The following is an 11,065-nucleotide window of genomic DNA, read 5'->3' on the forward strand; positions in this document are numbered from 1 at the left end:
AATCCTGTTGCGGGAGCCGCCTTATCGCGCTATACTCTTCTGCTTCTCACTTGCCGCACCGGTTCCGACGCCCGGGTGGCTTTAATCCACAAGGAGTGAATATGCGTCATTACGAAATCGTCTTTATCGTGCATCCCGATCAAAGCGAGCAAGTGCCCGCAATGATCGAGCGTTACAAGAGCACGATCACGTCGCACGGTGGCCAGATCCACCGTATCGAAGACTGGGGCCGTCGCCAACTGGCCTACATGATCGAGAAACTCGCGAAGGCTCACTACGTCTGCATGAACATCGAATGCGACCAGACCACGCTCGACGAACTGGAACACGCGTTCAAGTTCAACGACGCTGTTCTGCGTCACCTCATCGTCAAGATGAAGAAGGCCGAAACCGGCCCGTCGCCGATGATGAAGGAAGTGCAGCGCGAAGAAGCCAAGAAGGCGGCTGCCCAGCCGACCGAAGCGCAGGCTTAAGTTTGTAAGCCATCAGGATTCGAGCTCACCCAACGTAAGTTATCTGCGTGAACAGGCTGCAACTCACGGCAAGCGTCGTCGAACGCGAAGCGGTGCGGTATACCCCCGCCGGCGTTCCGATTGCCAGCGTCACGTTGCAGCACCGCACGGAAGTCGTCGAAGCCGGTATTCCCCGCTTCGTCGAACTGACGATGCCCGCAGTAGCGGCCGGCAAGGCCTGCGGTCTGGTGGAAAGTTGTGAACTGGGCGTGGAAGCGCTCTTCACGGGCTTTCTGGCCAAAAAACACCGCAACGCGCGAACCCTGGTGTTTCACATCACCGAAATGCAAGGCACAGGAAAGGACTAATCATGCCCCGCCCGACTGGTAAGAAATTCGACAAGCGTCGTCAACAACAAAACCCGCTCTTCAAGCGTAAGAAGTTCTGCCGCTTCACGGCTGCAAACGTCGAACAGATCGACTACAAGGACATCGATACGCTGAAGGACTTCATCGGCGAAAACGGCAAGATCACGCCGGCACGTCTGACGGGTACGAAGGCCCACTATCAGCGTCAGCTGGACACGGCTATCAAGCGCGCGCGTTTCCTCGCGCTGATGCCGTACACCGACCAGCACAAGGCCTAATAAGACGACGCGATAAGGAGCAATAGAATGCAGATCATTCTTCTGGAAAAAGTCGTCAACCTGGGTAACCTCGGCGACATCGTGAAGGTTAAGGACGGTTACGCACGTAACTTCCTGATCCCGAACAAGAAGGCACGCCGCGCTACGAAGGACGCAATCGCTGAATTCGAAGTCCGCCGCGCAGAACTCGAAAAGGCCGCCGCTGAAAAGCTGGCAGCAGCTCAAGCCGAAGGCGAAAAGCTCAATGGCCTGACCGTCCAGATCGGCCAGAAGGCGGGTGTTGACGGCCGTCTGTTCGGTTCGGTCACGAACGCAGACATCGCTGAAGCCCTCTCGAAGGCTGGCTTCGCAGTGGAAAAGATGCAAGTGCGTCTGCCGGAAGGCCCGCTGAAGATGGTTGGCGATCATCCGGTGCAGGTCGCTCTGCACACGGACGTGATCGTCGACGTCACGGTGTCGGTGCTGGGCGAACACGCCTAAGCACGCCGCCGGCGGCCCGCAAGGGTTGCTCGCTGTGTACGACGCATCAAACAGGAAAGGCAGGAGCCGCAGGGCTTCTGCCTTTTTTGTTGCGCGCTTTTGCAGTTTTTGACGCTTGTGAGCGTTCGCCCGCTGCCCGATAATTGCCCTCCATGAACGCTCCGAAAGACCCCCAAATCGAGTCGCTAAAAGTCCCGCCGCATTCGATCGAGGCCGAGCAATCGGTACTCGGCGGCCTGCTGCTGGATAACGGCGCCTGGGACCGGATTGCCGACTTCCTCTCGCAAAGCGACTTCTACCGCTACGATCACCGCATCATCTACGAGCACATCGGTCGCCTGATCGCTTCTTCACGTCCGGCTGACGTGGTGACGGTGTTCGAATCGCTTGGCACGTCGGGCAAGGCGGAGGACGTGGGCGGGCTCGCCTACCTGAACGCGCTTGCGCAGAACACGCCGAGTGCGGCGAACATCCGTCGCTACGCGGAAATCGTGCGCGACCGCGCGGTGCTGCGCCGCCTCGTATCGGTGGCAGACGAAATTTCCGCCGACGCCTTCAACCCGCAGGGCAAAGAAGTGCGTCAGCTGCTCGACGAGGCCGAGGCGAAGGTGTTTTCGATCGCCGAAGACGGCGCGCGCGGCACCCAGGGCTTTCTCGAAATCGGGCCGCTGCTGACCCAGGTGGTCGAGCGCATCGATACGCTTTATCACACCGCGAATCCGAGCGACGTGACGGGCACGCCCACCGGCTTCATCGACCTCGACCGCATGACTTCGGGCATGCACGGCGGCGAACTCATCATCGTGGCGGGCCGCCCGTCGATGGGTAAGACGGCGTTCTCGATGAACGTCGGCGAATACGTGGCGGTGGAGTACGGTCTGCCGGTGGCGGTGTTTTCGATGGAAATGCCGGGCACGCAGCTCATCATGCGTATGCTGGGTTCGGTCGGCCGACTGGACCAGCACCGTATGCGTACCGGCCGCCTGACGGACGAAGATTGGCCCAAGCTCACGCACGCTGTGCAGAAAATGAGCGAGGCGCAGATCTTCATCGATGAAACCGGCGGTCTGAATCCGATGGAACTGCGCTCGCGCGCGCGGCGTCTGTCGCGCCAGTGCGGCAAGCTCGGCCTCATCATCATCGACTATCTGCAGCTCATGAGCGGCTCGGGCAGCGGTGAGAACCGCGCGACCGAAATTTCCGAAATTTCGCGTTCGCTCAAGAGCCTCGCGAAGGAACTCGATGTGCCCGTGATTGCGCTCTCGCAGCTCAATCGTGGCCTTGAGCAGCGTCCCAACAAGCGTCCGGTGATGTCCGACCTGCGCGAATCGGGCGCTATCGAACAGGACGCGGACGTCATCCTGTTCATTTACCGCGACGAAGTGTACAACCCCGACAGCCCCGACAAGGGCACCGCCGAAATCATCATCGGCAAACAGCGTAACGGGCCGATCGGGCCTGTACGCCTCACGTTCCATGGTCAATACACGAAGTTCGACAACTTTGCCGGAGCGCAGAACTTCTACGGCGAGTGAGTTGCAGCTACGCAGGAAAATTGACGTGGAGTCAAGCCGGGACCCGGGTACTTGCGCCATAGTGGCGCAAATGCCGCTCGGGTGTCCCCGGATCAGTGCGGCCTCCCGCCCGTACCGTTACAATGTTGCCGTTTTATGACGGCCATCTTGCCGTTTTGTGACGGCAATTCGAGACCAATTACCGGGATTCCAATGTTCGGTCGATTCATGCCTACCGAAGGCAAGTTCTTCGAAATTTTCAATGCGCACGCGAAGTGCATCGTTTCTGCCAGCCGTGAACTCGAGCTCGTGATCGACAATCTGGCGGACGCGGAAGTCCACAAGCAGAATGTACAGGCCGCCGAAAAGGCCGCCGACAAGCTCACGCACGAAGCGATTGACCTGCTGCACAAGACTTTCATCACGCCGCTCGATCGCGACGAGATCCACAAGCTCATCACCACGATGGACGACTGCCTCGACCTCATGGAGGACGTGGCCACCGCCATCTCGCTGTACGACGTTCAGGCGGTCACCGCTGAAGCCAGCCAGCTCGCCCATGTGGTGACGGCTACGGCCGAGCGCGTGCAGGCCGCGGTTGCACTGCTCTCCGACATGAAGCAGGCGCGCGACATCCTCAAGGCCTGCGAGGACATCGACCGCCTGGAATCGGACGCCGACCGCCTGCTGCGCAGCGCCATTTCCAAGCTGTTCCGCGAGGAAAATGACGTCAAGAACCTGATCAAGCTGAAGGCGATCTACGAATTGCTCGAAGCCATCACGGACAAGTGCGAGGATGTCGCGAACATCATCGAAGGCATCGTGCTAGAGAACGCCTGAGCGGGACCACGATGCAATCGATACAACTCGCCCTCTGGGTGGTTGCCACGCTGGTGGCCATCGCCCTCATTTTCGACTTCATGAACGGCTTTCACGACGCGGCGAATTCCATCGCCACGGTCGTGTCCACGGGCGTCCTCAAGCCGCAGCAGGCGGTGGCGTTCGCAGCCATGTTCAACGTGATCGCCTATTTCGTGTTCCACCTCAAGGTGGCGCAGACGGTGGGCAAGGGCACCATCGACCCCGATATCGTCGATCATTACGTGGTGTTCGGCGCGCTGATCGGTGCGATCGGCTGGAACGTGCTGACGTGGTACTACGGCATTCCGTCGAGCTCCTCGCACGCGCTGATCGGTGGCCTGGTGGGCGCGGCGCTGGCCAAATCGGGCTGGCATTCGCTGAATTTCGACGGTCTGATGAAGACCGTGGCGTTCATTTTCATCTCGCCGCTGCTGGGTTTCATCCTCGGCTCGTTCTTCATGCTGACGGTGTCGTGGCTGTACTTCCGCACGCCGCCCAGCAAGGTGGACCGGCGCTTCCGGCGCTTGCAGCTGATTTCGGCCGGTCTCTATAGCCTGGGCCACGGCGGCAACGACGCGCAGAAGACCATTGGCATCATCTGGATGCTGTTGATCGCCACGGGTTACTCGGCGATCGGTTCGGATGCGCCGCCCATCTGGGTGATCGGCGGCTGCTATCTGTCGATGGGTGTCGGCACGCTGTTTGGCGGCTGGCGCATCGTGCGCACGATGGGGCAGAAGATCACCAAGCTCAAGCCGGTGGGCGGTTTCTGCGCCGAAGCGGGTGGGGCGCTGACGCTCTTTACCGCCTCGTGGCTGGGCATTCCGGTATCCACCACGCATACCATCACCGGCGCCATCGTCGGCGTGGGCGCGACGCAAAAGCTCAGCGCCGTGCGCTGGGGCGTCGCGGGCAACATCGTCTGGGCCTGGGTGCTGACGATCCCGGCTTCGGCCACGCTCGCTGCAGCGGGGTGGTGGATCGGTCACCGGCTGATGTGACGCCGGCAGCGGTAGATCAGTCTCTCAACGGCGCCCTCGGGCGCCGTTTTCTTTTTGGCCGCAGGTCTGAAATCAGATGATCGGCGTTGCGCAACCGTCCATCGGCACGATCGCACCTGTTACATAGCTGGCGCGGCGGCTTGCCAGAAAGAGCGCGACGTCGGCGATTTCCTCGGGTTTCGCATAGCGCCCGAGCGGCACTTTCGCTTCGCCACGTGAGAGTGCTTCGTCGGCACTCACGCCTTCGCGTCCCGCTTCAAGTTGCAGGGCTTCCTGCAGACGCTCCGTGAGCGTCGCGCCCGGATTGATCGCGTTGATGCGAATGCCGTAGCGCGCGTGATAGTGTGCGAGCCCCACCGTGGCGAGCATCAGCGCCGCATTGGCAGCACCGCCCGCGATGTGGATATCGCTCGCGTACTTGCCGCCCATGCCGATGATGTTGACGATCGTGCCCGGTTCCTTGTCTTCGCCCGCGGCCTTTGCCGCCTTGGCGCGCTCCACCATGCGGCGCAGCACTTCCTGCTGCGGGTAGATATACGGAAAGTACTTCGCCTCCATCGTGGCCTTGAAGGCATCCGCGTCGAGCGCTTCCGGGTCATAGCGGCGCGCAGCGCCCGAACTGTTGACGAGAATGTCGATCGGGCCGACTGCCGTTGAAACTTCTTCGACGATGTCAGCGGCGCTGTGCGGTTCGCGCAGATCCGCACGGGTGAGATGGACGTGCAGGCCTTCGCTGCCCAGTTGTTCGCGCGCGCGCGCCAGATTGGCGGGGTCGCGCGAGACGATCGCGACACGCGCCCCTTCTCTGGCAAACGCGCGGGCACAGGCGAGGCCAATGCCCTTGCTGCCGCCCGTCACCAGCACCACCTTGTTACCGAGTCCGAGATCCATCGCTGCCTCGCTGCGCCTGGGATTGAAAAGTGAAAACGGCACCAAAACCATAGCAGACCCACCGGGTGGGGGAAACCGCCGTGGCCCGACGTTGGCCGTCCGGCCAGGCAGAGCAGGCTACGCCGTGGCTTGCAGCGGCGCTCAGAACGAGCCGTTGGCGAACCGGGCGATGGGGTCGTCGCTTGACTGCGTGGGTGCGGGCGAGCCGCTGCCCGCCGTCGAGGCGCGCATGATCTGCACGGGCTGCGGCGACTGACCGGACTCGATGGGCGTGGAACCGGCCTGGGCAGCCTGCCGCTGCGCCGCACTGAAAGCGGGGGGCGGCGGTTCGAACGCATCGGCGGCGGCGTCGATGGCGTCGCGTGGCGCGTCTGCGGAAGCCGCCGTTGCCGTCGTTGCAACGGCGCCCGCGTTCCGGGCCTGGGTCTGCGCAGCACTCATGGCGGATGGCGGCGGCTCGAAGGCGTCGGCGGTGGCGGTGCTGTTCGCATAGGCCGGTTGCGCAACGCTCGGCAGACGATTCTGCGCAATGGGCGCCGGCGCTGTCGTCGTAGCGTAAGCATTGGCTGCGGCGGGCGCGATAGCCGGTGTAAGCGCAGGTGCCGCGGCGGCCACCACCGGTGCACGCTGCGCAGGCGTGGCAGCTTCGTAAGTCGGCGCGTCGAACGGCGCGGGCGCGCGTTTCGCGGGCGCGAGCCGACGGATGCCGTCGAAATGCTTCGCCCAATAAGGATTAGTCAGATAGTCGAGCCGCACCGTGCCGCCGGTCGAAGGTGCGTTCACGAAGCGCAGCTTGCCCACGTAAATGCCCACATGGGAGTGGGGCCGTCCGGTGGTGTTGAAGAACACGAGGTCTCCCGCCGCGATCTGATCGGGTTCGATCTCCTCGCCGCGCTGGCTCATGTCAAGCGTGGTGCGCGGCAGGTCTTCCGATGCCGCGCGCGCGAACACGTACTTCACGAGGCCGCTGCAGTCGAAGCCGCTATCGGGCGTATTCCCGCCCCAGCGATAGGGAATGCCGACCAGTCCCATCGCCTGGATCGAGATTTCCTCGCGCCCGACGCTGTGATCGACGAAATTGGGAAAGCCCGGGGGTTGGGTGCGCCATGCGTAGCCGGCGTTCGAGCCACCGCTGCGCGATACCTTCTGCGGGGCGCTCGAACACGCCGCAAGAAAGACCACGATCAGTAACGCCAGCCAGAGTCGCCGCATGAAATGCACCAGGCGAACGCGGGGCGTGCGCCATTGGGGAAAACCGTTAATTTGCCGATGGTAGCCCGCCGCAGCGTGCTTCGGCAAGAATTCTTCACAACTTACTTGAACTTCGCGCGCCAACCGTTGCGGGCGCGGTACGTCTGAAAAGCGCGCACCCATGAAAAAAGGACCGTATCCAGCTGCCCGGAAACGGTCCTTTGGGTGCGGCTGGCGCGATGGTCTGCGCCGTCCGTTATTGCGCTATCAGGCGTTAGAGAATGTCCGAAGCGTAATCGGCCAGGCGCGAGCGTTCACCGCGCGCCAGCGTCACGTGGCCGCTATGCGCCCAGCCCTTGAAGCGGTCGACCACATAAGTCAGCCCCGAGCTGCCTTCGGTCAGATACGGCGTATCGATCTGCGCGATATTGCCCAGACACACGATCTTGGTGCCCGGACCCGCACGCGTAACCAGCGTCTTCATCTGCTTGGGGGTCAGGTTCTGCGCCTCGTCGATGATGAGGTACTTGTCCACGAAGGTGCGGCCGCGCATGAAGTTCATGCTCTTGACCTTCAGACGCGAGCGGATCAGCTCCTGGGTCGCGGCGCGGCCCCATTCGCCGGCGGCATCGTCCGTTTTCTGGAGCACTTCGAGGTTATCGTCGAAGGCGCCCATCCACGGCTGCATCTTTTCCTCTTCCGTACCCGGCAGGAAGCCGATGTCCTCGCCGACCGGCACCGTCGCGCGCGTCACGATGATCTCGTTGTAGCGCTTGTCGTCCAGCACCTGGGCCAGACCCGCCGCGAGTGCGACGAGCGTCTTGCCCGTGCCGGCCTGGCCGAGCAGCGTGACGAAGTCGCAATCCGGGTTCATCAGCAGGTTCAGTGCGAAATTCTGCTCGCGGTTGCGCGCCGTGATGCCCCACACATTGTTCTTGTGGTGGCCGTAGTCGCGCAGCGTCTGCAGCAGCGCCGTCTTGCCGTTGAGTTCGCGCACGATGGCGTGGAACGCCGGCTCGCCGTTCTGCGGTTCCAGATAGACGAACTCGTTCACCAGCATCGACAGACATTCCGGGCCGGTCACGCGGTAGTACGTGGTGCCGGTCTTGGTGTCCTGCCAGGATTCCATGCCCTTGGCGTGCCTGGCCCAGAAGTCCTGCGACAGCGCACGGATGCCCGAGTACAACAGGTCCTTGTCTTCCAGAACCTGGTCGTTGAAGTAGTCTTCGGCGGGCAGCCCGAGCGCATGCGCCTTGATACGCATGTTGATGTCTTTCGACACCAGCACGACGAGGCGGTCGGGCCGGTCGCGCTGCAGCGCGCGCACCACGCCGAGGATCTGGTTGTCGGCCTTGCCTTCGGGCAGGCCGTCGACCGGATCGATATGCGTGAGCGTGGTCTGGAAGTACAGACGGCCAAGCGCTTCGCGGCTACCCAGACGGGCAAGCGAAATGCCTTCCGAGATCGAGCCGGCGTTGGCAACCAGCTGATCGAGCGTGCGGCTCACCTGACGCGCATTGCGCGCGACTTCCGACATGCCCTTCTTGTGGTTGTCGAGTTCTTCCAACGTCATCATCGGCAGATAGACGTCGTGTTCCTCGAAGCGGAACAGGCAGGTCGGATCGTGCATCAGCACGTTGGTGTCGAGTACGAAGAGCTTTTGCACTTCGACGCTTTCTTCCGGATGCACGCGCTTTTTCGTGCTGCCGCGCGTGGCTGGTGCCGCCGCGCCGCCGGTGGCTTTCGCGGAAGCGGGTTTGCTGCCGCTGCGCGCAACCGGCGTAGCCGGGGCTTCGGCGGCGGAGGCATCGGCTTGCGATTCTTCGCGCGCCTGGATGGGCTGCAGGAGCGCCGCGGTCTGCTGCTTGCGCTTGCGTGTGGAGGGTGCGGGCGCCACGGGCTCAAGCGCCGCGAGTTCCGCGCTGGCGGAAGGCAGCGGCACGGTGCGCAGCGTGGTCGATGCGTTGGCCGCGGGCGTCATGGGTTCGGCGACGCTTTCCGCGCCGAAGTCGACATCGGCGGCGTCGTTTTCGCTCGCCGCTTTACGCGTGCTGCGCGTGGTGCGCGCACGCGTCTTGTATTCCTCGGGCGGCAGCAGGTTGCCGAGCTTGCTGGGGGGAGTAGGCAAAGGCATGGTGTCCCTCGAAAAAATCGGGTCGAGTGGTCCGGGGTTACCCAGTAAGGTGCGCTTTCGGGCGGTACGTGCGGACTGCCGGATAGGTCGTCCGCCGTGACCGCGCAGGGTGCGCGCTCAGGTCTGAAAATGCCGGTTCGCCTGGTTTTCGATCGGCTCCTTGACGTTGACGCGCACCGGTTTGCCGGGCCGGCGCAACGTGGTGAGTGTGAAATCCGAAAAAACCAACAAAAAAGCCGCCGCCCCGACTGACGAGGCAAGCGGCTTCACTGCTCTGATGGCGCGTTGCCCGAATGCGCCGGTGCGGTCATCCAGTGACCGTTCGAAACACCGCGCAGGGACAGGAAAACGCGACAAAATATGGGGTGGACAGGCACTCATTGCAGCCCAATATAACGCGCCTCACAGCGCTTGTACAGCCTCCAGAACCTCGTCGACATGGCCCGGCACTTTCAGTCCGCGCCACTCCTGGCGCAGCACGCCGTCGGCGTCGATGAGGAACGTGGAGCGTTCGATTCCACGTACTTCTTTGCCATACATTTTCTTCATTTTGATGACGTTGAAGAGCGAGCAGAGCGCTTCGTCGGCATCCGATACCAGAGTAAACGGCAGTTCGAGCTTGGTCTTGAAGTTTTCGTGCGAGCGCACGCTGTCGCGCGAGACGCCGACGATAGTCGCGCCCGCTTTCTTGAACTTCGGAAAGAGGTCGCGGAACTCCATGCCTTCGCGCGTGCAGCCTGGTGTGTTGTCCTTCGGATAGAAGTACAGCACGACTTTCTTGCCTTTCAGGCTGGAGAGCGTGAAGTCGCCGCCGGTGGCGGGCGCGGTGAAATCGGGAACGGGTTGGTCGACTGCAATGGTCACGTCAGGCACGTGGCACTCCCTTTGTTATTGGCGGGCGGATGCCGTGAGGGCGGGGGCGCAGTGTAACGCGGGCAGGCGTCCTCGCAGGCATCGCCAAAACGGCGTGCCGCCCGGCGGGCGCGGGCGGCGGCTTTTAGTCGGGCTGGATGATCAACTGGCCGGAGCGGCCGGCAATCTCGCCCCAGGTGACAGGGTACGATGGCAGCGAATCCGGGTCCAGCGTCGCATGATAGTCGCCCATCGTGGCAAACGTGTGGCCCTGGGCGCGCCAGCCGGCGAGCAGTTGTTCGAACACCGGCGCGAGCTTCTGGCCTTCGAGTTCGGCGTGCAGCGTGAAGACCTGGTCGTGCGGATTGTTTTCCGTGCGCTTGAGCATCCACGCGGCCACAGTGTCGATGTCCACGCCGTCCACGCCCAGCACTTCGTCGAGCGTGGGCAGCGTGGTGGGCATCTGCACATGGTTGAGCGTGCGGCCGTTCACGACCGGGCGGTAGGGCGAATGCCCGCGCCCGTCCGAGGCGTACCGCATGCCCCAGGCGTCGATCTGCTCGAACGCGCTTTCGTTCATCTGCCAGCCTGCCGCACCGTGCGTGACGGGGGCCGTGCCGAAGATGCGCTCGAAGCGGTCATGGCTCTTCTGCATCTGACGCGCGGTCCACTGCGCGTCGCGCGTGCGCACGTTGTCCTGCCAGTAGACGTGATCCCACGTGTGGATGCCGCACTCGAAACCGGCCTCGTGGATCGCGCGCATTTGCGAAGCCGCTTCGACGCCGATATCCGGCCCCGGCAGCAGCACGCCGTACATCAGCTGCTTCACGCCGTAGTGCTCGACCACTGAAGTGCGCGAGACCTTCTTCAGGAAGCCCGGACGGAACACCCGGCGCAGCGCCCAGCCGGTGTGATCCGGGCCGAGGCTGAACAGGAAGGTCGCGCGCGCCTTGTAGCGATCGAAGATGCGCGCGAGATTCGGCACGCCTTCACGCGTGCCGCGCAGCGTGTCGACGTCGATTTTCAGGACGATGCGGGCCAAG

At 62.9% G+C, this 11,065-nt stretch carries 13 protein-coding genes; 7 read left to right on the top strand and 6 right to left on the bottom strand.

Features of this window, described 5'->3' with window-relative positions; all coding sequences use genetic code 11:
* The first annotated feature begins 101 nt into the window (after positions 1 to 101).
* From rpsF to F4827_RS22310, 7 genes are all read left to right on the top strand, one after another.
* Positions 102 to 473 carry a 30S ribosomal protein S6 gene (gene rpsF, locus F4827_RS22280; RefSeq protein WP_027818337.1) on the top strand — a complete coding sequence of 124 codons (372 nt, stop codon included), beginning with the start codon at positions 102 to 104 and terminating at the stop codon, positions 471 to 473.
* 47 nt (positions 474 to 520) lie between these two features.
* Positions 521 to 820, top strand: a complete 300-nt coding sequence (priB, locus tag F4827_RS22285) for a primosomal replication protein N (protein ID WP_183727125.1) — start codon at positions 521 to 523, stop codon at positions 818 to 820.
* Between the two features lie 2 nt (positions 821 to 822).
* Positions 823 to 1,098: a 30S ribosomal protein S18 gene (rpsR, locus tag F4827_RS22290; protein WP_027818339.1), complete on the top strand. Its 276-nt coding sequence runs from the start codon at positions 823 to 825 to the stop codon at positions 1,096 to 1,098.
* A 27-nt stretch (positions 1,099 to 1,125) separates the two neighbouring features.
* Positions 1,126 to 1,578, top strand: a complete 453-nt coding sequence (gene rplI / locus F4827_RS22295; RefSeq protein WP_183727127.1) for a 50S ribosomal protein L9 — start codon at positions 1,126 to 1,128, stop codon at positions 1,576 to 1,578.
* A 152-nt stretch (positions 1,579 to 1,730) separates the two neighbouring features.
* Positions 1,731 to 3,113: a replicative DNA helicase gene (locus tag F4827_RS22300; protein ID WP_167066345.1), complete on the top strand. Its 1,383-nt coding sequence runs from the start codon at positions 1,731 to 1,733 to the stop codon at positions 3,111 to 3,113.
* 192 nt (positions 3,114 to 3,305) lie between these two features.
* Positions 3,306 to 3,932, top strand: coding sequence for a DUF47 domain-containing protein (locus F4827_RS22305; protein ID WP_183727129.1), 627 nt, complete (start codon positions 3,306 to 3,308; stop codon positions 3,930 to 3,932).
* An 11-nt stretch (positions 3,933 to 3,943) separates the two neighbouring features.
* Complete coding sequence (locus F4827_RS22310) at positions 3,944 to 4,954, top strand: inorganic phosphate transporter (RefSeq protein WP_183727131.1); 1,011 nt, start codon at positions 3,944 to 3,946, stop codon at positions 4,952 to 4,954.
* 72 nt (positions 4,955 to 5,026) lie between these two features.
* Here the strand turns inward: F4827_RS22310 and F4827_RS22315 are convergent, their stop codons facing one another.
* The 6 genes from F4827_RS22315 to F4827_RS22340 form a co-directional block, all read right to left on the bottom strand.
* Positions 5,027 to 5,845, bottom strand: a complete 819-nt coding sequence (locus F4827_RS22315; protein ID WP_183727133.1) for an SDR family oxidoreductase — start codon at positions 5,843 to 5,845, stop codon at positions 5,027 to 5,029.
* 141 nt (positions 5,846 to 5,986) lie between these two features.
* On the bottom strand, positions 5,987 to 7,057 hold the full coding sequence (locus F4827_RS22320) for a C40 family peptidase (protein ID WP_183727135.1): 1,071 nt from the start codon (positions 7,055 to 7,057) through the stop codon (positions 5,987 to 5,989).
* A gap of 253 nt (positions 7,058 to 7,310) precedes the next feature.
* On the bottom strand, positions 7,311 to 9,170 hold the full coding sequence (locus F4827_RS22325; protein WP_183727137.1) for a PhoH family protein: 1,860 nt from the start codon (positions 9,168 to 9,170) through the stop codon (positions 7,311 to 7,313).
* Positions 9,171 to 9,287: 117 nt separating this feature from the next.
* Positions 9,288 to 9,440: a hypothetical protein gene (locus F4827_RS22330; protein ID WP_183727139.1), complete on the bottom strand. Its 153-nt coding sequence runs from the start codon at positions 9,438 to 9,440 to the stop codon at positions 9,288 to 9,290.
* 132 nt (positions 9,441 to 9,572) lie between these two features.
* Complete coding sequence (locus F4827_RS22335) at positions 9,573 to 10,034, bottom strand: peroxiredoxin (RefSeq protein ID WP_167066483.1); 462 nt, start codon at positions 10,032 to 10,034, stop codon at positions 9,573 to 9,575.
* Positions 10,035 to 10,167: 133 nt separating this feature from the next.
* On the bottom strand, positions 10,168 to 11,064 hold the full coding sequence (locus F4827_RS22340; protein WP_183727141.1) for a polysaccharide deacetylase family protein: 897 nt from the start codon (positions 11,062 to 11,064) through the stop codon (positions 10,168 to 10,170).
* Position 11,065: the final 1 nt, after the last annotated feature.

The organism is Paraburkholderia bannensis (genome assembly GCF_014200455.1).
In the GTDB taxonomy this organism is placed as follows: Bacteria; Pseudomonadota; Gammaproteobacteria; order Burkholderiales; family Burkholderiaceae; genus Paraburkholderia; species Paraburkholderia bannensis_A.

Excerpts from the sequence above, each read along its gene's own strand:
- rpsF (WP_027818337.1), top strand. The coding sequence starts at position 102 with ATGCGTCATTACGAAATCGTCTTTATCGTGCATCCCGATCAAAGCGAG.
- rpsR (WP_027818339.1), top strand. The coding sequence starts at position 823 with ATGCCCCGCCCGACTGGTAAGAAATTCGACAAGCGTCGTCAACAACAA.
- rplI (WP_183727127.1), top strand. The coding sequence starts at position 1,126 with ATGCAGATCATTCTTCTGGAAAAAGTCGTCAACCTGGGTAACCTCGGC.
- F4827_RS22300 (WP_167066345.1), top strand. The coding sequence starts at position 1,731 with ATGAACGCTCCGAAAGACCCCCAAATCGAGTCGCTAAAAGTCCCGCCG.
- F4827_RS22305 (WP_183727129.1), top strand. The coding sequence starts at position 3,306 with ATGTTCGGTCGATTCATGCCTACCGAAGGCAAGTTCTTCGAAATTTTC.
- F4827_RS22310 (WP_183727131.1), top strand. The coding sequence starts at position 3,944 with ATGCAATCGATACAACTCGCCCTCTGGGTGGTTGCCACGCTGGTGGCC.
- F4827_RS22315 (WP_183727133.1), bottom strand. The coding sequence starts at position 5,845 with ATGGATCTCGGACTCGGTAACAAGGTGGTGCTGGTGACGGGCGGCAGC.
- F4827_RS22320 (WP_183727135.1), bottom strand. The coding sequence starts at position 7,057 with ATGCGGCGACTCTGGCTGGCGTTACTGATCGTGGTCTTTCTTGCGGCG.
- F4827_RS22325 (WP_183727137.1), bottom strand. The coding sequence starts at position 9,170 with ATGCCTTTGCCTACTCCCCCCAGCAAGCTCGGCAACCTGCTGCCGCCC.